At 55.0% G+C, this 21397-nt stretch carries 20 protein-coding genes; 7 read left to right on the forward strand and 13 right to left on the reverse strand.

Features of this window, described 5'->3' with window-relative positions; all coding sequences use genetic code 11:
* Nucleotide 1: 1 nt before the first annotated feature.
* From livG to QMZ30_RS20725, 4 genes are all read right to left on the reverse strand, one after another.
* On the reverse strand, nucleotides 2-769 hold the full coding sequence (livG, locus tag QMZ30_RS20710) for a high-affinity branched-chain amino acid ABC transporter ATP-binding protein LivG (protein ID WP_039331713.1): 768 nt from the start codon (nucleotides 767-769) through the stop codon (nucleotides 2-4).
* A complete protein-coding gene (locus QMZ30_RS20715; RefSeq protein ID WP_058972267.1) occupies nucleotides 766-2037 on the reverse strand; it encodes a high-affinity branched-chain amino acid ABC transporter permease LivM in 1272 nt (423 codons plus the stop codon). The genes livG and QMZ30_RS20715 overlap by 4 nt, the downstream gene beginning before the upstream one ends.
* On the reverse strand, nucleotides 2034-2960 hold the full coding sequence (gene livH, locus QMZ30_RS20720) for a high-affinity branched-chain amino acid ABC transporter permease LivH (protein ID WP_034827036.1): 927 nt from the start codon (nucleotides 2958-2960) through the stop codon (nucleotides 2034-2036). The genes QMZ30_RS20715 and livH overlap by 4 nt, the downstream gene beginning before the upstream one ends.
* A gap of 152 nt (nucleotides 2961-3112) precedes the next feature.
* Nucleotides 3113-4240, reverse strand: coding sequence for a branched-chain amino acid ABC transporter substrate-binding protein (locus QMZ30_RS20725; RefSeq protein ID WP_039331722.1), 1128 nt, complete (start codon nucleotides 4238-4240; stop codon nucleotides 3113-3115).
* Nucleotides 4241-4645: 405 nt separating this feature from the next.
* On the opposite strand from QMZ30_RS20725, the gene panM reads away from it, so the two are divergent.
* Nucleotides 4646-5032 carry an aspartate 1-decarboxylase autocleavage activator PanM gene (gene panM / locus QMZ30_RS20730; protein ID WP_283228802.1) on the forward strand — a complete coding sequence of 129 codons (387 nt, stop codon included), beginning with the start codon at nucleotides 4646-4648 and terminating at the stop codon, nucleotides 5030-5032.
* A gap of 167 nt (nucleotides 5033-5199) precedes the next feature.
* On the opposite strand, the gene rpoH is transcribed toward panM, so the two are convergent.
* The 4 genes from rpoH to ftsY all read right to left on the reverse strand — a co-directional run bounded on the left by rpoH (nucleotide 5200) and on the right by ftsY (nucleotide 9437).
* Nucleotides 5200-6057, reverse strand: a complete 858-nt coding sequence (gene rpoH, locus QMZ30_RS20735) for an RNA polymerase sigma factor RpoH (protein ID WP_039331724.1) — start codon at nucleotides 6055-6057, stop codon at nucleotides 5200-5202.
* Between the two features lie 239 nt (nucleotides 6058-6296).
* Nucleotides 6297-7283 (reverse strand): permease-like cell division protein FtsX, encoded by a 987-nt coding sequence (ftsX, locus tag QMZ30_RS20740; protein ID WP_039331725.1) that lies wholly within the window; start codon nucleotides 7281-7283, stop codon nucleotides 6297-6299.
* Nucleotides 7273-7941, reverse strand: coding sequence for a cell division ATP-binding protein FtsE (gene ftsE, locus QMZ30_RS20745; RefSeq protein ID WP_039331726.1), 669 nt, complete (start codon nucleotides 7939-7941; stop codon nucleotides 7273-7275). The genes ftsX and ftsE overlap by 11 nt, the downstream gene beginning before the upstream one ends.
* Nucleotides 7942-7946: 5 nt before the next feature.
* Nucleotides 7947-9437: a signal recognition particle-docking protein FtsY gene (ftsY, locus tag QMZ30_RS20750; RefSeq protein ID WP_283228803.1), complete on the reverse strand. Its 1491-nt coding sequence runs from the start codon at nucleotides 9435-9437 to the stop codon at nucleotides 7947-7949.
* Between the two features lie 230 nt (nucleotides 9438-9667).
* Here ftsY and rsmD point away from each other — a divergent pair, with 230 nt between their 5' ends.
* Together rsmD and QMZ30_RS20760 are read left to right on the forward strand one after the other, a co-directional pair.
* Entirely contained in the window at nucleotides 9668-10267 is a 600-nt protein-coding gene (gene rsmD / locus QMZ30_RS20755) for a 16S rRNA (guanine(966)-N(2))-methyltransferase (protein ID WP_039331731.1), read from the forward strand.
* The gene (locus QMZ30_RS20760) at nucleotides 10257-10526 is read left to right on the forward strand and encodes a DUF1145 family protein (RefSeq protein WP_039331733.1); all 270 of its coding nucleotides are present in this window, start codon (nucleotides 10257-10259) and stop codon (nucleotides 10524-10526) included. The genes rsmD and QMZ30_RS20760 overlap by 11 nt, the downstream gene beginning before the upstream one ends.
* Before the next feature lie 27 nt (nucleotides 10527-10553).
* On the opposite strand, the gene QMZ30_RS20765 is transcribed toward QMZ30_RS20760, so the two are convergent.
* On the reverse strand, nucleotides 10554-10910 hold the full coding sequence (locus QMZ30_RS20765; RefSeq protein ID WP_039331734.1) for a DUF2500 domain-containing protein: 357 nt from the start codon (nucleotides 10908-10910) through the stop codon (nucleotides 10554-10556).
* Nucleotides 10911-11072: 162 nt separating this feature from the next.
* On the opposite strand from QMZ30_RS20765, the gene QMZ30_RS20770 reads away from it, so the two are divergent.
* Together QMZ30_RS20770 and QMZ30_RS20775 are read left to right on the forward strand one after the other, a co-directional pair.
* Complete coding sequence (locus QMZ30_RS20770; RefSeq protein ID WP_058972271.1) at nucleotides 11073-11702, forward strand: lysoplasmalogenase; 630 nt, start codon at nucleotides 11073-11075, stop codon at nucleotides 11700-11702.
* A gap of 95 nt (nucleotides 11703-11797) precedes the next feature.
* Nucleotides 11798-14074 carry a zinc/cadmium/mercury/lead-transporting ATPase gene (locus QMZ30_RS20775; protein WP_283228804.1) on the forward strand — a complete coding sequence of 759 codons (2277 nt, stop codon included), beginning with the start codon at nucleotides 11798-11800 and terminating at the stop codon, nucleotides 14072-14074.
* Here the strand turns inward: QMZ30_RS20775 and tusA are convergent.
* On the reverse strand, nucleotides 14071-14319 hold the full coding sequence (tusA, locus tag QMZ30_RS20780) for a sulfurtransferase TusA (protein ID WP_283228805.1): 249 nt from the start codon (nucleotides 14317-14319) through the stop codon (nucleotides 14071-14073). The genes QMZ30_RS20775 and tusA overlap by 4 nt on opposite strands.
* Before the next feature lie 309 nt (nucleotides 14320-14628).
* Between tusA and QMZ30_RS20785 the strand changes: the two genes are divergently transcribed.
* Nucleotides 14629-15294, forward strand: a complete 666-nt coding sequence (locus tag QMZ30_RS20785) for a 7-cyano-7-deazaguanine/7-aminomethyl-7-deazaguanine transporter (RefSeq protein ID WP_283228806.1) — start codon at nucleotides 14629-14631, stop codon at nucleotides 15292-15294.
* A gap of 125 nt (nucleotides 15295-15419) precedes the next feature.
* Nucleotides 15420-15977: a DcrB family lipoprotein gene (locus QMZ30_RS20790; RefSeq protein WP_039337516.1), complete on the forward strand. Its 558-nt coding sequence runs from the start codon at nucleotides 15420-15422 to the stop codon at nucleotides 15975-15977.
* A gap of 159 nt (nucleotides 15978-16136) precedes the next feature.
* Here QMZ30_RS20790 and glgP read toward each other — a convergent pair whose 3' ends face one another.
* From glgP to glgC, 3 genes are all read right to left on the reverse strand, one after another.
* Nucleotides 16137-18584: a glycogen phosphorylase gene (gene glgP / locus QMZ30_RS20795; protein WP_283228807.1), complete on the reverse strand. Its 2448-nt coding sequence runs from the start codon at nucleotides 18582-18584 to the stop codon at nucleotides 16137-16139.
* Between the two features lie 21 nt (nucleotides 18585-18605).
* Entirely contained in the window at nucleotides 18606-20039 is a 1434-nt protein-coding gene (gene glgA, locus QMZ30_RS20800; protein ID WP_039333965.1) for a glycogen synthase GlgA, read from the reverse strand.
* A gap of 74 nt (nucleotides 20040-20113) precedes the next feature.
* Nucleotides 20114-21397 (reverse strand): glucose-1-phosphate adenylyltransferase, encoded by a 1284-nt coding sequence (glgC, locus tag QMZ30_RS20805; protein WP_039333966.1) that lies wholly within the window; start codon nucleotides 21395-21397, stop codon nucleotides 20114-20116.

Below are 21397 nucleotides of genomic sequence, written 5' to 3' on the forward strand. Positions count from 1 at the left end.
ATTACGCCTCACCTAAATAAGCACGGATCACATCCGGATTGTTACGCACTTCTTCCGGCGTGCCGTTAGCCAGCGGTGTGCCCTGATTGACCACATAAATGCGGTCAGAAATTCCCATCACCAGCTTCATATCATGTTCGATCAACAACACCGAGACCTTGTGCTCGCCACGCAGTTCGGCAATCAGTTCATCCAGCTCATGGGTTTCACGCGGGTTAAGTCCTGCGGCCGGTTCATCCAGCATCAGGATTTCTGGACGTGTCACCATGCAGCGCGCAATCTCCAGGCGGCGCTGTTGACCGTAAGCGAGGTTACCCGCCTGACGGTTAGCCAGATCCAGTAAGCCAATGCGCTCCAGCCAAGTGGCAGCACGATCCAAGGCTTCACTTTCGCCACGGCGAAACGCTGGCGTCTTGAACAGCCCGGAGAATACGCCGCTTTTCAGATGCTGATGCTGCGCCACCAACAGGTTTTCGATCACCGTCATTTCACGGAACAGACGCACGTGCTGAAAAGTACGCACGATGCCCATGCGCGCAATCTTCTGGCCCGGTAAGCCCTGTAATGGCTGGTCGCGCAGTTTGATGGTGCCGCCGGTCGGCTTGTAAAAACCAGTCAGGCAGTTAAACACCGTGGTTTTACCGGCACCGTTTGGGCCAATCAGTGACACGATTTCCTGAGGGTGCAGTTCCAGCGCCACATTGTTAACGGCCAACAGGCCGCCAAAGCGCATCATCAAGCCTTCAACGGCTAACAAAGGCTGACTCATGCCTGCTCTCCTTGTTTACTGCTTTTTAACTTCAGGTGTGGACGCTTCATCGGCAACAAGCCTTGCGGACGCCAGATCATCATCAGCACCATCAAACCACCGAGCACCAGCATGCTGTACTCGTTCAAATCACGCATCAGCTCGCGTGATACCACCAGCAGCACCGCCGCAAGGATTACCGCAAACTGAGAGCCCATGCCGCCCAATACCACAATCGCCAGTACAAAGGCCGATTCAACAAAGGTGAAAGATTCCGGACTGACAAAACCCTGACGCGCGGCAAACAGCGTACCGGCAAAACCAGCGAACACGGCACTGATGGTGAATGCCGTCAGCTTGATACGTGTTGGGCTGAGGCCCAGCGAGCGACAGGCAATTTCATCTTCACGCAGTGCTTCCCAGGCACGACCCAGCGGCATACGCAGCAAGCGGTTAATCACAAACAGCGTCACCACCACCAGCAGCAGCGCCACCAGATAGAGGAAAATCACACGATGGTTGGGATCGTATTGCAGCCCCGTCAGCTCATGGAAGGTGGTCCAACCGCCTTCACTGACGCGACGACCAAATTCAATGCCAAACAGGCTCGGCTTGGGAATCTGCGCGATACCGTTTGGCCCGCCAGTGAGCGAGGTGCTGTTCAGCAGCAGAATACGGACGATCTCGCCGAAACCGAGCGTCACAATCGCCAGATAGTCCCCGCGCAGGCGCAGCACCGGGAAGCCCAGCATCAGGCCAAAGGCACCCGCTACTATTCCTGCCAGCGGCAGGCTTTCCCAAAAACCGAAACCGTAATAGTGATTCAGCAAGGCAAAGGTGTAGGCACCGATGGCGTAAAAGCCGCCGTAACCCAGCACCAGCAAACCGGAAAGCCCGACCACCACGTTGAGGCCCAAACCGAGCATCACGTAGATCAGCGTCAGCGTGGCGATATCCACACTGCCGCGCGAGACGAGGAACGGCCAAATCACCGCTGCGGCGATAATCAGCGCCATCAGCCCTTTTTGTTTGGCGTTGGAGCCATCAAAACTGGGTAAAACAAAACCTTTGCCGCTGCGTTTAAACTTACCCTGCAACAGAGGACGCAATAACTGAAAGATAAACACCACCGCACAGCCGATGAAAATCCAGTTCCAGCGCGCGGCGCCAGCGTTGGCCACCACCAGTTTGGTGCCATCCAGATCGAGGCGAACCCCCATAAAGAAGGTGGCGAGCACTAACAACATCACCGTGGAGATAACGGCGTTAACCAGACCGAGGCGCTTCATACTTTCTCCACCTCCGGACGGCCCAGAATTCCGGTTGGCATCACCAACAGCACCACAATCAACAGGGCGAACGACACCACGTCTTTGTATTCCGTTGACAGATAAGCCGACGTCAGTGCTTCAGCAATACCCAGTACCAGACCGCCAATCATCGCGCCAGGGATACTGCCGATACCGCCCAGTACCGCCGCGGTGAAGGCTTTCATCCCGGCCATAAAGCCGATAAATGGGTTGATGGATCCATAGAACTGGCCCAGCAGCACACCGGCTACCGCTGCCATCGCGGCACCAATGATAAAGGTCAGGGAGATAACACGGTCGGTGTTGATACCCAGCAGGCTGGCCATTTTCAAATCTTCTGCGCAGGCACGACAGGCGCGGCCCATGCGCGAATAGCGGATGAACAACGTCAGTGCCAGCATCGACAGGAACGTCACCACCCAAATCACCAGTTGCATGGTGGAAAGTGTCGCAGCAAAGCCGTTGCTTTCGCCCAGCGTCCACTGGCCAGTGATCAGGCTTGGCAGCGCCAGATCGCGTGAGCCCTGCGTCAGGCTGACGTAGTTCTGCAGGAAGATCGACATCCCGATAGCCGAGATCAGTGCGATCAAGCGCTTCGAGGATCGCACCGGTTTGTAGGCCACGCGCTCGATGCTCCAGCCGTAGGCGCTGGAGATAATGACCGCCATCACGAATCCCGCGGCAATCATCAGCCACGTGGTATCGATGCCCATCATCATCAGGGCGGCAATCACAATAAAGGAGACATAGCTGCCGATCATATACACCTCGCCGTGGGCGAAGTTGATCATGCCGATGATGCCGTAAACCATGGTGTAACCAATGGCGATCAGCGCGTAGGTGCTCCCGAGGGTCACCCCGTTGAACATCTGCTGAATGAAATAGAGAAACTGCTCGGACATAGTGAGGACCTGCATGTGGACTAAAAATCCCCGCTCCTTTTGGGAGAGGGTTAGGGTGAGGGAAAAACGCGGGAGTCATCAAAACCGTGCGCGCTGTCCCTCTCCCAGCCCTCTCCGGTAAAAGAGAGGGCCAATCTGTTTAAGGTTGGGAATTACTTAACGGCGGTAGATGAACCGTCTTTGTGCCATTTGAAGACACCAAATTCAAAGCCCTTCAGGTCACCTTTCTGATCCCAGTTCAGGTTACCCATCACGGTTGGAACCGCAGCGCCCTCTTTCAGGTTCTTAGCAATCGCATCTGGCTCGTCGCTCTTGCTGCGCTCGATACCGGCCACCAGTGACTGAATGGCGGCATAGGTGGTCCAGACGAACGGACCGGTTGGATCTTTGCGGTTAGATGCAGTGTTGGCTTTGATCGCCTCAACAATCGCCTTGTTCTCTGGCAGCTGGTCATAACGCTTCGGCAAGGTGACATACAGGCCTTCAGAGGCATCACCCGCGATGTTAGACAGTGATGCGTTGCCTACACCTTCTGGGCCCATGAAGCCCGCGTTCAGACCTGCTGATTTCGCCTGGCGCAGAATCTGGCCCAGCTCTGGGTAGTAGCCGCCGTAGTAAACGAAATCGACGTTCTCTTTCTTCAGACGCGCAATCAGCGTAGAGAAATCTTTGTCACCGGCGGTGATACCTTCAAACAGCACCACGTTGCCGCCTTTGGCTTTCAGGGTTTTCTGCACGGATTCTGCCAGACCCTGACCGTACTGCTGCTTGTCGTGCACCACAGCGATACGTTTTGGTTTGATCTCATTCAGGATGTAAGTCGCTGCGGTTGGACCCTGATCCGAATCCAGACCGGTGGTGCGCAGTACGTCAGCATAGCCACGCGCTGTCAGCTCGGGAGCGGTGGCAGCCGGGGTGATCATCAGAATGCCTTCATCATTGTAGATGTCGGAAGCAGGCTGAGTCGAAGAAGAGCAAAGGTGGCCGATAACGTATTTGATGCCGTCGTTAACCACTTTGTTGGCCACTGCAACCGCTTGTTTCGGGTCACAGGCATCGTCATATTCCACGCCAACCAGTTTGTCACCATTAACACCGCCTTTGGCGTTAATGTCCTTGATCGCCTGCGCTGCACCGGTGAACTGCATGTCACCGTACTGGGCAACCGGGCCAGTTGCTGCGCCAACGATGGCAATTTTGATGTCTTTAGCCAGTGCCGCGTGGCTCAGTGCCAACGCAACGCAACCCGCCAGTAATGCGCGTCCTTTACTCATTTTCATGCGTACTTCCCCATCTGTTGTGTCGTGTGTCTGTTGTGATTGGTTTATTTTCTGCCAGTCAAAGAGGAAAACTGATTTTAGAATAATGAGTTAGCGCTCTTTTTTGGCATTTATTGGTAATAAGGCTTTATTTTTCAGGTTATTAAACAGGAACTTTCTTCTGTAAATCAACTGACATATTTAGAATTAGTCGCGTTGAACAGCAGAATCATCTGGTTGTTATGGCCGTAATTTAGCCAGCTACCCAGCGTGTTATGCTGGCTTTTTCAACGATCATTGATGACTTACTCCACAATCCTGGCAAACAGGCTGGCATTTGACCTATTTTCATCGCAAAAAAGTGACAGCACGCTGACTGTCTAAATTCGCTACACTATGGCCTTTCTGCCAGTACAGGTAAGGGTAATGAAGCTCACTATTCAGCGGATCACCGCACTGACGCCACAGGATCGGTTGGATTTAGCTAAAGTCTGGCCGCAGATCGATATTGCGCAACTGGAAGCCGCATTAAGCGAGGCGCAGCGTGTGTACGCCGCCCGCTTTAACGATCGCCTGCTAGCGGCGTTACAGCTGGAGATGAGTGGGACACAGGGGAAGATTTCGCAACTGAATGTGCGTGAGGTCACGCGCCGTCGTGGCGTAGGGCAATATCTGCTGGAAGACACTATCGCGCAGAACCGCGAGGTCGCGAATTGGTGGGTGGCCGATGACGGCGAGAGCGATCAGGAGATTCGCGCTGCGTTTATGCGGGCCTGTGGTTTTCGTGCGCAAGCGGACGGTTGGGTGCGTTAATAACGTGTGATGAGCGGTTTTTTACCCGGTGTGCATTAATGCGCACCCTACACCCATCTCCCGAAGGGTCGCCATTTATGGCGACTGTCAAATCAAGCGCCGCTACGGATGTGTCGAGCAAAAAAAAGGGCGACCCGCTGGTCGCCCCGTTTTGCACCTGACACTTATCAGGCTTCAATCGCCATACGCAGTTTCTTCATGGCGTTCTTTTCTAACTGACGCACGCGCTCAGCAGAGACGCCGTATTGATCGGCCAGTTCCTGCAGCGTGGTTTTGTTCTCTTCATCCAGCCAACGGGCACGGATGATGTGCTGGCTACGCTCATCGAGGCTCAGCATTGCATCGCTCAGTTTATCTGCGGCGTGTGCATCCCAGTTGTCCTCTTCAATGCCATCAGCAAAGTCAGAGGTTTTATCCTGCAGATACAGCACCGGAGCCATCGGCTTGCCTTCGCCTGCTTCATCATCTGAAGACATATCGAAGGTCATATCCTGCGCGGCCATACGAGATTCCATCTCGAGCACATCTTTGCTGCTCACGCCAAGCTCGCGCGCGACCATTTCCACTTCGTCCTGGTTAAACCAGCCCAGACGCTGCTTGCTTTTACGCAAGTTAAAGAACAGCTTACGCTGTGCTTTCGTGGTCGCAACTTTCACGATACGCCAGTTACGCAGTACGTATTCGTGAATTTCTGCTTTGATCCAGTGCACGGCAAACGACACCAGGCGCACGCCCACTTCAGGGTTGAAGCGACGCACCGCCTTCATCAGGCCAATGTTACCTTCCTGAATCAGGTCAGCCTGTGGCAGGCCGTAACCGGAGTAGTTACGAGCAATATGAACAACAAAGCGCAGGTGAGACAGGATCAGCGTCTTAGCTGCATCCAGATCGCCCTGGTAATGCAGTTTCTCCGCTAATGCTTTCTCCTCTTCTGCCGTTAATACCGGCCAGTTATTGGCAGCCCGGACGTATGATTCCAGGTTACCCAGAGGCGCAATCGCTAAAGTTTGCATTTCTTTGGTCATTCAAACCCTCACAAATTCAATGGACTTGCTGCACAGTTCCTTGCGCAGACGTTACATTATGTCAACGTCGCGAAAAAACCAAAAGCAATCTGTGCTACTTGGACGACAAAGTTATCCACAAGTTCAATATTAGCAGTGAATATTTTACACACAGATGACGGCGGGATAAACAGGAAGAGTCCTCTGCTCCCAGATCGTCGGCAGCAGAGGAAGAGTATATCAAAAAACGTTGCTGTTGGTTACTGCGGCGTAAATCGGCGTAAATGTTGTACAGTCGCTAACCACGCGGCAATCCAGCCGATAATGGCGGCGATCAGCAGCAGCAGCAGTCCTTCGTCCCAGGAAAAACCTTCCAAAACAAAGGTGGTGCCAAACACCGAGGCGACCTGCGCCACCACGGACTGCAAGCGCAATACCAATACCTCGGAGAGGATCAGAGACAACACCGCGCCGCTGAAACCGAGCAGCGCACCGCCATACAGGAATGGACGCAGAATGAAGCCGTCGGTGGCACCGATCAGTTTTTGCACGTTAATGGTATCGCGGCGGGCGAAAATGCTGAGTCGCACACTGTTGCCGATCACCAGGAACACGGCGACCACCATCAGCAAGCCAATCATCGAGGCGATTTGCCCCACCAGCCCGGTTAAGGCGGCTAAGCGAGCAAACCAGCTGTCATCCATACGCACTTCATCAACGCCCTGCACTTTCGCGACCCGATCGCGCAGATTGGCCATGGTGTCTGAATTCTGGAAATTGAGCTTCGGCGTGATAATGGCCACAGCAGGCAGCGGATTCTGCTCCAGCATGTCCATTGAGCCGCCAAAGCCGGACCAGTTACGGAACTCATTCAGCGCTTCTTCACGCGTCAGATAGTTGACATTATCCACGCCATCTAACTTTTTCAGTTCAGCGGTGACGTTCTCGGCGGCGCTATCGTCCAGCGCTTTGTCGAGATACACGGTAAGCTGCGGCGCGGGATACCATTGTGTGGCCGCCTGGCTGACGTTTTTCCACACCATGTAGCAAACGCTCGGCAGCGTCAGCGAGATGGCGATCACCATCACCGTCAGCAGCGTGGCCAGCGGCTGGCGATACATATCCGATAACGTACCGCGCCACGCATAACGCCACTGCTCCTGCCAGCCACCTTTTAACGCCTTGCTTTTCGAAGGTTGCTTCGTCGCTTTCGGCGCTGCTGGGCGTTTATTGCGTTTATTGACCATCGTGGCCTCCGTGCAGACGTCCCTGATTCAGCGTCATCAGGCGGTAATTCCGCCGTGCAATCAGCCCGGTGTCATGCGTTGCCATCAGCACCGTGACACCCACGCGGTTAAACTCTTCAAACAGTCGCAGAATGTCTTCTGACAGCGCATTGTCGAGGTTACCGGTCGGTTCATCTGCCAGCAAAACCGCCGGCTTATTCACCACCGCACGCGCAATGCCGACACGCTGCTGTTCACCGCCTGAGAGCTGGATAGGATAACTTTTCGCTTTGTCGAGCAGACCAACTTTATCCAGCGCCGCCGACACACGACGACGAATGTCCTCACCGCTGGCACCGGAGATAATCAGCGGGATAGCCACGTTGTCGTAGACCGAACGATCCATCAGCAAGTGGTGATCCTGGAAAATCATGCCGATCTGACGTCGCAGGAAAGGGACTTCACTGTGACGCAGACGCGAAATATCGTGGCCGCTAAACCAGATCTGCCCGGCGCTCGGGCGCTCAATGCCACAAATCAGTTTCAGTAAGGTACTTTTCCCCGCGCCGGAATGGCCGGTCAGGAACGCCATTTCACCGGGACGCAGATGAAAATCCACCCCCTGTAGCGCCTGACGTCCTCCCAGGTAAGCCTTACTGACCTCTTCAAAGCGAATCATCCCAATCATTCCTCTCGGGCAAACAGTGCCTCAATAAAGTCCTCGGCCTTGAACGGCCGTAAATCCTCGATGCCTTCCCCGACACCGATATAGCGAATCGGAATGCCGAACTGATCGGCAACCGAGAAGATCACGCCACCTTTCGCGGTGCCGTCAAGCTTGGTCAAGGTAATGCCGGTTAAGCCCACCGCTTCATGGAACAGTTTGGCCTGGCTTACCGCATTTTGCCCGGTGCTGGCGTCGAGGGTCAGCATCACTTCGTGTGGCGCATCCTCATCCAACTTCTTCATCACACGGGTGATTTTCTTCAGTTCTTCCATCAGGTGCGCTTTGTTCTGCAAGCGACCTGCGGTATCGGCGATCAGCACATCCACCTGACGTGATTTAGCGGCCTGAATGGCATCAAAAATCACCGATGCGGAGTCCGCGCCCGTGTGCTGTGCCACTACCGGAATGTTGTTGCGTTGGCCCCACACCTGCAACTGCTCAACAGCAGCTGCACGGAAGGTGTCGCCTGCCGCCAGCATCACTGATTTGCCTTGCGCCTGGTACTGACGCGCCAGCTTACCAATGGTGGTGGTTTTGCCTACGCCGTTAACGCCAACCATCAGGATCACAAACGGCGTTTTGCCGCTAACATCCAGCGGCTCGTCCACTTTTTCCAGAATGCCGGCCATTTCAGCTTTCAGCAGGCCGTACAAGGCCTCTGCATCGCGCAGCTGCTTACGATTCGCCTGCTGCGTCAAATTGGCGATGATGCGGCGCGTGGTTTCCACACCGACATCGGCGATCAGCAGCTGTTCTTCCAGCTCTTCAAACAGGTCGTCATCGATTTTTTTGCCACGGAACAGACCGATAAACCCAGAACCCAGGTTTTCACGGGTTTTCACCAGGCTGCGTTTCAGGCGGGCAAAGAAGCCTTCTTTGGTTGGACGCTCTTGCTCCTGCGTGACGATCGGTGCCGCGGCCAGCGGCAGATCGCTGACGGTGTCCTGCGCTTCCGCTTCTGCATCTTCGGCATAGGTTTCCGCTAATGCCAGCGCTTCCAGCTCCTCGTCGCTTAACGCGTCGTCTTCTGGCTCAACCGGTGCTTCAATAACAGGCTGTTGCGGCTCAATCACTGGCTCAACCGGCGCTTCGATAACAGGCTGTTGCGGCTCGATCACCGGCTCGATGGGTGCTTCAACAATTAGCGTTTCGGCCTGCGGCTCTTCTTCGACAGGCACAACGTCGGGTTGCACTTCCACTTCCGGCAGCACCGCTTCTTCAGCAGCGACAATCGGCTCGGCAACAGGCTCTTCCACTGGTGCCTGTTGCGCTTCGGCAACCTGCTCAGTGACGGCAACCGTCTCTTCGGCCTGCGCTTCGGCGCTTGCTAATGCGCTCTCTTCAGCGATGGGCTCATGCGCTTGCTGCTCTTCCGCAGGCTGTTGCGTCTCTTCTTCTTTGCCAAAGCCTAGCCAGGAAAAAAAGCCGCGTTTTTTCTCTTTTGCCATTGTGTAACCACACTCCTCGATGGCTTATTCCCGGTTGCACGCTGTTCCCAGGGGATAAAAAATTCAATTATTGACGCACGAGCCGCGTAAAAATCAGGCAATTACGCGCGCCATATCAACTCAGTAGTCTAACACTTTCCAGCCAGCGCACCACAGCACCCTTTTTTACGTTTCTTCTCCTTGCTGCGCCCGTTAAACTACGCAACAAATTATGACGAGTTGTGAGCGAAATGAGTAAATCACCCCGCAGCAGTGGCGCTGCTGGCCAAATCCGCATCATCGGCGGGCAGTGGCGCGGTCGCAAATTACCGGTGCCTGACAGCGCTGGCTTACGCCCGACCACCGATCGCGTACGCGAAACCCTGTTCAACTGGCTGGCCCCCGATATTCAGGAAGCACGCTGCCTCGACTGCTTCGCCGGTAGCGGCGCGCTCGGGTTGGAAGCGCTGTCACGCTATGCCGCTTCAGCCACGCTGCTTGAAATGGAACGAGCGGTGGCGCAACAGCTGTCGCAGAACCTGCAAACACTGCGTGCAACCCAAGGGACCGTGGTGCAGACCAACACTTTGCAGTGGCTGAATCAGCCGGGCGAGCCGTTTGATGTGGTGTTTGTGGACCCGCCGTTCCGTAAAGGACTATTGCTGGAAACATTGACGCTGCTTGAAAAAAACGGCTGGCTGGCAGAGAACGCGCTAATTTACGTGGAGAGTGAAGTCGAGCATGGCACGCCGGTTGCACCCGCCAACTGGGATTTATACCGCGAGAAGATTGCCGGACAGGTCGCCTATCGCCTTTATCAACGCCAACAGGAGACGCACGATGTGGCTTAATCTGGGACGTTTACTGATGATTTGCGTCTGGGCTTTTCTACTGCTGAATCTGGTTCATCCTTTCCCGACGCCGCTGCGTTACTTCGTCCACGTTGCCTTGTTCTTCATGGTGATTATGCATGGCTTGCAGCTGGTCTTACTGCGCGCCACGCAGCCCAAAGAAGCACCGAAGCTCAGTGGCGCAACTCAGGCGAAGATTTTCTTTTTCGGCGTGTTTGAACTGCTGGCGTGGCAGAAGAAGCATTATCCTAAGATGTAGAGAAATCGGCCGCCATCGCGGCCGATTTTATTGCGCTGGGGTAAAGCTGACAAAGCGACTGCCCTTCATCTTCAACTCCCCCTTCGCACCCTTATCGATTTGATGATAATCATTGGCGCTGACCACCACTTTGATGTCACTTGCACCATTCAGCGGATGAAACAGGGCTTCATACTTCATGTCTTCAGCCACAATCTCTTCACGCTGGCGTGAACGGCGATTGGGCGACGGATACTCACGTTTGGTTTTGACTTCCACGCTCAGAGAACGAACCGGGGAAGCGTCATTGACCGCAGTTTCACGGCGTTGCTTGATAAACTGACGGGTCGCCAAAACGGCAATAATCGCCAGAACAATAAAAAAGAGTAGCGGTGGTTTGCTCATGTTTTCTCTCGTGCTTTGCGTTGATAATAGAACAATTAAAGACGACAAAGCATACAACCAGAGTTGACCGATTGTCACATTCGCCGCCGGTAACTTACACTGGGATCGCGATTTTGGGAAAATTCAATACTCTGGACTGCGTGTTCAGAAAAGGGAGAAAACATGCTTTGGTCTTTTCTTGCCGTACTTTTTTCCGGTTGGCTCTACGTTGATGCTTCATACCGTGGCCCGCAATGGCAGCGCTGGCTGTTCAAACCCGTGACCTTACTGCTGCTGGTGGCCTGGGCCTGGCAGGCGCCGACGCTCAACACCACCGACTATTTGATCCTCGCTGGGCTGGTCGCCACATTGGTTGGCGATGCGCTGACATTATTGCCACGCCAGCAGATGCTCTATGCGCTGGGCGCATTCTTCCTGTCACACCTGCTGTATACCATCAGCTTTGCCGCGCACATGACTATGAGCTTCTTCTGGCCGATCCCGGTGACTCTGCTGGTGATAGGTGCCGTGGTGATTGGCATCATCTGGTCAAAACTCGAAGATTTGCGTTGGCCGATCTGCACGCTGATTGGCATGACGCTGGTGATGAACTGGATGGCAGCGGAAAACTACTTCTTCCGCCCGACTGACTTCAGCTTCTCGCTGCTGGTCGGTGCAGGACTGCTGCTGTTAGCCAATATTGTCTGGTTTATCAGTCATTATCGCCGCCGTTTCAGTGCTGATAGCGCCATTGTTGCGGCCTGCTACTTTGCCGGTCACTTTATGATTGTGCGCTCGCTGTGGCTCTACTGAATAAATACTGACCTTTAACGCTTGACTCTGGAGTGGACTCCAGAGTGTAGCATTCAGGTTGCGGGCAGTGGCCCGCACCTGATACCGGAGGTCACATGCACGCACATACTCATTCTTGCCGCTGTGGGAAATCCCATAGCAAGCCTCAACCGCTGTGCGCCATTCGCAGCGCATCGCCCACCACGCTGAAAATCTCTGCCGCCCTGCCCGCCACACCGGAAAGTGGTTGCGGCTGCTGCGACAACGACAGCGCCAGCCCAGGCGGTGAAAGCGACGCCGAAAGCGACAGGCCCGGCTCCTCTTCCCATCAGTTCCGCTGGCAAATCGCCGGGATGGATTGCCCTAGCTGTGCGCGCAAAATTGAAAGCGCGGTAAAGCAGATCCCGCAGGTCAGCACAGCACGCGTTATCTTTGCCAGTGAAAAACTGGTGGTGGATGCGGACCAGGATATTCGCGCAGCCATAGAACAAGCCGTGAAAAATGTCGGCTTCATGCTCACCTCAAACGATCCGCAAGCGCAGACCGCCGCACCCAACCGCTGGCGCGAGAATGCTGGCCTGATGCTATTGGCACTGCTGATGCTGGCCAGTTGGCTGCTCAGCCAGGTTTCACCGCTGTGGGGCGATCGCCTGTTCGTGGTGACCACGCTGATTGGCCTGGCACCGATTGCCCGCAGCGCCTGGAAACTGCTGCGCGGCGGCTCGCCCTTTAGCATCGAAACCCTGATGACCCTCGCTGCCGCCGGTGCGCTATTGATCGGCGCCCACGCTGAAGCGGCCATGGTGCTGATGCTGTTCCAACTGGGTGAACGTCTGGAATCTTATGCCGCCACCCGTGCGCGTCGGGGCGTAACCGCCTTGATGGCCCTGCGCCCTGCTACCGCCACCCGTGTGAATGGCGCGCAGCGTGAGCAGGTAGCGCTGGAAGAGTTACATCCCGGCGACAGGATTGAAGTCGCTGCCGGTGGGCGTTTACCGGCCGATGCTGAACTGCTGAACCTCAGCGCCAGCTTTGATGAAAGCGCGTTGACCGGTGAATCTGTGCCGGTTGTGCGCCAGCCAGGTGAAACGGTGATGGCAGGTGCCACCAGCGTGGATCGTCTGGTGACCCTGAAAGTCATCTCCCAGCCGGGCCAAAGTGCCATTGACCGCATTCTGCAACTGATTGAAGAGGCCGAAACCCATCGCGCCCCGGTTGAACGCTTTATCGATCGCTTCAGCCGCATTTATACCCCCGCCATTATGCTGCTGGCACTAATGGTGATGCTTTTACCGCCATTGGTGGCGGGTGCTGCATGGCTGCCGTGGATTTATAAAGGTTTGACGTTGCTGCTGATCGGTTGCCCCTGTGCCCTGGTGATTTCAACACCGGCGGCGATCACCTCTGGTTTAGCCGCCGCGGCACGCCAGGGTGCGCTGATCAAAGGCGGTGCGGCACTGGAGCGACTGAGCCGCATCCAGACCATGGCCTTCGATAAAACCGGCACTTTAACCGCAGGCAAACCACAGGTCACACAGATAGATGTCTTCGGCACACAGCAAGAGAACGCGCTGCTTGGACTGGCGGCTGCCGTTGAACAAGGCTCCAGCCATCCTTTGGCGCTGGCGATTGTGCGTGAAGCCGAACGTCGCCAACTGGCGTTACCGCAAGCACAACATCAACAAGCATTGGCCGGAAGCGGTATCCGCGCCCAGGTTGAGGGAGTGAGTTATCAGCTACTGGCCCCGCGCGATGTCAATGTTCTCACTGACGATCAGCAACAGCTAATTGCGCAACGAGAAGCGCAAGGCCAGACGGTGGTGCTGCTGTTGCAAGCGCAGACAGTCCTCGGCGCGTTGGCCCTGCAGGATCAACTGCGAGAAGAGGCGAAGACGGCAGTGTCGCAGTTGAAAGCGTTAGGTATCAACAGCCTGATGCTGACCGGCGATAACCCGCGAGCCGCGGCGGCGATTGCGGCTGAACTCAGTATTGATTATCGCGCTGGGCTGCTGCCCGCCGATAAAGTCGAGGCGGTACGCAAGTTGGGTGAAGCGCAGTCTTTGGCGATGGTCGGCGATGGCATTAACGATGCGCCCGCAATGAAAGCGGCAACGCTGGGTATCGCGATGGGCAGCGGCACCGATGTGGCACTGGAAGCCGCCGATGCAGCCTTAACGCAAAACCGCCTGACGCTGCTACCGCGCACGGTATTACTGGCGCGCCGCACGCGCGCCATTATTCGTCAGAACATTGCGATTGCGCTCGGCTTGAAGGGGATTTTCCTGATCACCACGCTGCTCGGCTTTACCGGTTTGTGGTTAGCGGTGCTGGCAGACTCCGGCGCCACGGCGTTAGTCACGGCTAACGCACTGCGGCTCCTGCGTCAGCGTTAAGCCTGGCCTTTCTGAATCAGATACTGGTACGGCAGCGTTTCCGTTTGCTGTGCCAGCAACTGATGTTCCATAAAGCGGCAAAATCCCGGTATGTCGCGCGTGGTGGCGGGATCGTCAGCAATGATCAGCAGGGTTTCACCTGTCTGCATGGTGCGTACGGTTTTGCGCACCATCATCACCGGCTCAGGGCAACGTAACCCCAAAGCATCAAGCGTGTGGTCCGGCGCAGAAAAAGGATCGCTCATGATTCTCTGTCTTTGTTCGTGGTGGGCGCTCATTCTAGCGCGCTTAATCTCCAGCGCAAGGCGATAACGATTGCGTTAAAATTAACCATTGCTTAAATTGCGCAACGCGCTAAAATCGCCGCCGTTTTTTCAACAGATACTACGCTATCCCCTAAATAATTCGCGTTTTAGCAAGGCGGCAAGGGCGTGTATCCCCAGGAGCTTACTCAAGTAAGTGACTGGGGTACGCGAATGCAGCTAACGCAGCTACAACGCGAAGTATGAAGAGGATAGTTGGGTTCCCTCACCCCATTACTAAAAAGGTCTTACATGATTGATTTTTCTGCACGTCAGCGCATGCATGCGCTGTTTTGGCTATCGCTATTCCATCTGCTGGTGATCACCTCCAGTAACTACCTGGTACAGCTGCCGGTCTCAATTTTCGGCTTCCACACCACGTGGGGCGCGTTTAGCTTTCCGTTTATTTTCCTCGCTACCGATCTCACCGTGCGCATTTTTGGCGCGCCTTTAGCCCGTCGCATTATTTTGGCGGTGATGATCCCGGCACTGTTTATCTCCTATGTGGTCTCCTGCGTGTTTTACCAAGGTGAATGGCAGGGCTGGGCCTCACTGGAGCAGGTGAACCTGTTTGTCGCCCGTATTGCCAGCGCCAGCTTTATGGCTTATGCGCTGGGTCAGATTCTGGATGTCCACGTTTTTAACCGTTTGCGTCGTTTACCGCAGTGGTGGATAGCCCCGGCAGCCGCCATGTTCCTCGGTAATATCAGCGATACGCTGGCTTTCTTCTTCATCGCTTTTTATAAGAGCCCAGACCCGTTTATGGCAGCCCACTGGGTGGAGATTGCCATGGTGGATTACAGCTTCAAAGTGCTGATCTGCATGATTTTCTTCCTGCCCGCATACGGTGTACTGCTTAACAGCATGTTGAAACGCCTGGCTGAACGTTCTGCACCGCGCCAGATGAATTTCGGCTAATTGCACATAGACGAAACGCCGCAGCGCGCTAAGATTTCCTGACAGTACGGCGGTTGCTTTTAACCGCCGATTCCGTTTTTATAGCGGGTGGAAAGCACCAGACTGGAATCAATAAAGGGAAAAGAATGCGTAATTTAGTGAAATATGCGGGTATTGGTCTGTTGGTGTTGGGTCTTGCGGCCTGTGACCAGAAGAAAGATGATGCGGCAGCAGGCAGCAACGGTGCCAGCGCCAGTCAGTCCGCTCAGACCGTCAATCTGATGGACGGCAAGTTGAGCTTCAATCTGCCTGCGGGCATGTCTGATAAGAGCGGCAAACTCGGCTCTGAATCTACGAATATGCACGTCTACGCCGATGAAACCGGCCAGCGCGCGATTATCGTGATTGCCGGCGATCCCACCAACGAAGCGCTGGATGCACTCTCTCAGCGCCTGGAGCAGCAGCAACGCAATCGCGACCCGCAGCTGCAAGTGGTGTCTAACAAAGCCATTACGCTGAAAGACCAGCCAGCTCAGCAGCTGGATACGGTGATTTCTGCCAACAATCAGACCTCTTGGTCTTCCGTGATTCTGGCGAAGGTAGATGGCAAACTGCTGACCCTGCAGATCACTCTGCCAGCAGACAATCAGCAGCAGGCGCAGAGCGATGCTGATGCGATCGTTAAAAGTATTACGTTGAAGTAATCCCCTTCATCCTTTGAACGGCGGGTGCATTGGCTGCGTTCTCTCACCCCGGTCACTTACTTAAGTAAGCTCCCGGGGATTCGTTCGCTTGCCGCCTTCCCGCCGTTCAAATGATTTTGGGGATTCTAAATGTGACGCTTTAGGTAGCTAATTTAGGGTTTACAACCTCACCGGCGAAATATGCCAAATCTCATCCGCGTATTCCTGAATCGTTCTGTCCGCTGAGAAGTAACCCATATTAGCGATGTTCAACGCCGCACACCGCTGCCACTCATCTGGCTGACGATAAAGCTTGTCCACCTTATCCTGAGTATCCACATAGCTGCGGTAATCGGCCAACAATTGATAGTGGTCACCGAAGTTCACCAGCGCATCAAACAGATTGCGATAGCGCCCTACATCCCCAGGACTGAACACGCCGCTGGCGATTTGTGTCAGTGCCTGATGCAGTTCGGCATCTTCCTCGTAGTACTTACGCGGGTTATAGCCATCCTGACGCAGTTTCTCAACCTGCGGCGTGGTGTTGCCAAAGATAAAGATATTCTCCGCACCCACGTGCTCGCGCATCTCGACGTTAGCACCATCCAGCGTACCAATGGTTAATGCGCCATTGAGCGCGAACTTCATATTACTGGTGCCGGAAGCTTCTGTACCTGCAGTGGAGATTTGTTCAGAGAGATCCGCCGCCGGAATAATGATCTGCGCCAGGCTCACGCTGTAATTGGGAATAAACACCACTTTCAGCTTGTTCTTCACCTGCGGATCGTTGTTGATCACATTGGCGACATCGTTGATCAGATGAATGATGTGCTTCGCCACGTAATAGGCTGAAGCCGCTTTGCCGGCAAAGATATTCACGCGTGGCACCCAGTCTGCGGTGGGATCGGCCTTGATACGGTTGTAACGAGTGATAACGTGCAACACGTTAAGCAGTTGACGTTTGTATTCGTGAATACGTTTGATCTGCACGTCAAACAAAGCGTGCGGATCCAGCACGATATCCATGTTCTTCGCTACCCAATCCGCTAACCGCTTTTTGTTGGCGAACTTGGCATCACTAATCTGCTCAATAAATGCCGGGTAATCAACGTGCGGGGTCAGTTCGCTGAGTTGGCTAAGATCGGTACGCCAGTTGCGGCCGATGGTGTCATCCAGCACCTCCGACAGCGCCGGGTTAGCCAAGGCCAGCCAACGACGCGGCGTCACGCCGTTGGTTTTATTGCAGAAACGGCCGGGGAACAGGCGCGCAAAATCGGCGAACAGTGACTGCACCATCAGGTTGGAGTGCAGCTCTGATACCCCATTCACTTTGTGGCTCACCACCACCGCCAGCCAGGCCATGCGGATCTTACGGCCGTTGTTCTCATCAATAATCGAGATACGCGCCATCAGATCCCAGTCATCCGGGTAATACTCCTGGATGGTTTTAAGGAAGTAATCGTTGATTTCAAACACGATGCTAAGGTGACGCGGCAGAATCTTGCCAAACATATCCACCGGCCAGGTTTCCAGCGCTTCACTCATCAGCGTGTGGTTGGTGTAGGAGAACACCTGGCAGGTCACTTCAAAGGCATCGTCCCACGTGAACTTGTGATCATCGATCAACAAGCGCATCAACTCGGGGATCGCCAGCACCGGATGCGTATCATTCAGGTGGATGGCGATTTTATCTGCCAGATTGTCCCAGGTTTCATGCATCTGCCAGTGGCGGTTCAGGATGTCCTGCACCGTGGCTGACACAAGGAAATACTCCTGACGCAGGCGGAGTTCGCGGCCTGAATCGGTAGAGTCATCGGGATAGAGCACGCGCGACACGTTCTCTGAGTGGTTTTTGTCCTCCACCGCCGCAAAGTAATCACCTTGGTTGAATTTACCCAGGTTGATCTCGTTGCTGGCCTGGGCGCTCCACAAGCGCAAAGTATTGGTGGCGTCGGTGTCGTATCCGGGGATGATCTGATCGTAAGCAGCCGCAATAATCTCTTCGGTTTCCAGCCAGCGCACGCGCGCGCCTTCATGCTGCAAACGGCCACCAAAACGCACTTTATAGCGCGTGTTAAAGCGCTGGAACTCCCAAGGGTTACCGTATTCCAGCCAGTAATCCGGTGATTCACGCTGCTGACCGTCAACGATGTTTTGTTTAAACATGCCGTAGTCATATCGGATGCCGTAGCCGCGCCCTGGCAGGCCAAGCGTCGCCAGTGAATCCAGGAAGCAAGCGGCCAAACGGCCCAGACCGCCGTTACCCAGCCCGGGATCGTTCTCCTCATCCATCAGTTCACTGAGGTCGAGCCCCATCTCATCCAGCGCCTGATTGAGATCGTCATAGATGCCCATCGCCAGCAACGCATTGCCCAACGTGCGCCCCATGAGAAATTCCATCGACAGGTAATAGACCTGGCGCACATCCTGTGACAGCTGTGCACGGCTGGAGCGCAACCAGCGTTCCACCATGCGGTCGCGAACCGCCAACAGTGCGGCGTTGAGCCACTCATGCTGATTGGCGATCGAGGGGTCTTTACCAATAGTAAACATCAGTTTATAGGCGATTGAGTGCTTCAGTGCGTCAACCGTTAGCGTGGGTGAGGCATAGGTGAAAGGTGCATTCATATCCAGTATCCCAATCTCTGATTACAGCAAACGTTGATAAAGATCGCGGTAGGCTTGTGCGGCCACCTGCCAACTAAAATCCATCCCCATGGCCTGGCGCTGAACATAACGCCAGAGCGAAGGACGGGACCACAGAACAAAAGCACGTCGAATCGCCCGCAGCAGCGACCAGGCGTTACTGTCTTCAAAACTGAAACCGCTTGCGACCCCGTCAGCGAGGTTCTCCAGCGAACTGTCCTGCACGGTATCCGCCAGCCCACCGGTGCGGCGTACTAACGGCAACGTGCCATATTTCAGACCGTAGAGCTGTGTGAGGCCACACGGCTCAAAACGGCTCGGCACCATGATCACATCGGCACCACCAACAATGCGGTGCGAAAACGCCTCATGATAGCCAATCTGCACGCCTACGCTGCCAGGATGCTCAGCCGCGGCGGCCAGAAAACCTTGTTGTAACTCCGCGTCGCCCTGGCCCAGCAGCACCAGTTGGCCGCCCTGCGCCAGTAATCCTGGCAACGCTTCCAGCACCAGATCCAGCCCCTTTTGTTTCGTCAGACGGCTGATGACACAGAACACCGGCGCTTTCTCATCAATTTTTAGCCCCATGGCAATCTGCAGTTGGCGCTTGTTCTCGGCTTTGCTCTCCAGCGTGTCGCGGTCGTAACGCGCCGTCAGCAGCAAGTCATGTGCCGGGTCCCAGATTCCGGGGTCAACGCCATTGAGGATGCCACTCAGCCGTCCCTCTTTCAGACGTTGTTCAAGCAGCGATTCCATGCCGTAACCGAATTCGGGTCGGGTGATTTCCAGAGCATAAGTCGGGCTGACTGCCGTAATATGATCGGCATAAAATAAACCCGCTTTGAGATAGGAAATCTGTCCGTAGAACTCCAGCCCATGCATGTTAAAGAATGCGCGCGGGATCTGAATCTCATCCAGATGGCGCGCATTGAACAATCCTTGATACGCCAGGTTATGCACGGTAAACACCGTTTTCGCCGGACGCCCACGCGCGGCGATATAGGCGCAGGTTAAGCCAGCGTGCCAGTCATGCGCATGCACCACATCGGGTTGCCAGAAGGTATCCAGCCCACTTGCCAGTTCGGCACCCATCCAGCCAAGTAGCGCAAAACGCAGATAGTTATCCACATAAGCAAACTGCGATGTATCGTGATACGGGCTGCCAGGGCGCTCATACAATCCCGGTGCATCAATTAAATAAATGCCAACTCCGTTGAATTGTCCAAATAATAAACGGACCGGCCCGGCAAAAGTGTTTAATTCCGCCACAATCTCCGTGTCAGGGATCCCTTTACGCAGATCCGGATACGCGGGAATCAGCACCCGCGCGTCCGTTCCACCTGCAATTTGGGCCTGAGGCAAAGCGCCGACAACATCAGCCAACCCGCCGGTTTTCAGCAGCGGGAAAAGTTCTGAACAGACATGTAAAACCTGCATCCTGGACCCCTATTATGTTATCGCTCGCGTTCCCCGCGACGATTGCCTGTGTGTCTTGCTCGTTGCTTTCGCGGTCAGCCAGCCAGTTTGGCCAGCATGGCGCGCGTGACCAGCACGATGCCCTCTTCTGATCGGTAAAAACGGCGGCTGTCTTCATCGGGGTTTTCACCAATCACCATGCCTTCAGGGATCACGCAGGCGCGATCGATCACGCAGCGGCGTAGACGGCAGGAACGGTTAATGACCACATCAGGCAGCAGCACCGAGGAGTCGATATTGCAAAATGAGTTGATGCGCACACGCGGGAACAGCACTGAATTCACCACCACCGAACCGGAGATGATGCAACCGCCCGACACCAGTGAGTTCATCGTCATGCCATGGCTGCCCGAGCGATCCTGCACAAACTTCGCCGGCGGCAGAGGCTCCATGTGGGTACGTATCGGCCATTCATGGTCGTACATATCCAGTTCCGGCGTGACCGAGGCCAGATCGAGATTGGCTCGCCAGTAGGCCTCTAACGTCCCGACGTCTCGCCAGTACGGCTCAGCATTTTCGTCGTTCTGCACGCAGGATAAGGTGAAGGAGTGCGCGTAAGCCTCACCGCTGGCGACGATTTTCGGCAATAGGTCTTTACCGAAATCGTGGCTGGATTCAGGGATCAGCAAATCCTCCTCCAGCAACTGATAGAGGTAGTCAGCATTGAACACATAGATGCCCATACTGGCTAAGGCTTTGCTGTCATCACCGGGCATTGACGGCGGTTTAGGCGGTTTCTCGACAAAATCCACCACGTTGTTTTCCGCGTCTACGGCCATCACGCCAAACGCCGTGGCTTCCGCCAGCGGCACCGGCAAACAGGCGATGGTGCACTTCGCGCCACGGTCAGCATGGTCAAGCAGCATGCGCGAGTAATCCATTTTGTAGATGTGATCGCCCGCCAGAATGACGATGTATTGGGCGTTGTAGCGACGAATGATGTCGAGGTTTTGCGACACCGCATCTGCGGTACCGCGATACCAGTGCTCGGTTGACGCACGCTGCTGTGCGGGCAGCAGATCAACAAACTCATTCATCTCTTCGTTGAACAGTGACCAGCCACGCTGGATATGCTGCGTCAACGTATGCGACTGATATTGCGTGATCACGCCAATGCGCCGAATGCCCGAGTTAATGCAGTTCGACAGCGCAAAGTCGATGATGCGGAACTTGCCACCGAAGTGCACGGCAGGTTTGGCGCGTTTTGCGGTGAGATCTTTCAGGCGCGTACCGCGCCCGCCAGCAAGGATCAGGGCAACCGTTTGTGTAGGGAGCTGGCGCGCCAGCATCAGATGATCTGTTCTATCTAATTTAACCAT

Source organism: Pantoea sp. EA-12, assembly GCF_030053355.1.
Lineage (GTDB): Bacteria > Pseudomonadota > Gammaproteobacteria > Enterobacterales > Enterobacteriaceae > Pantoea > Pantoea vagans_C.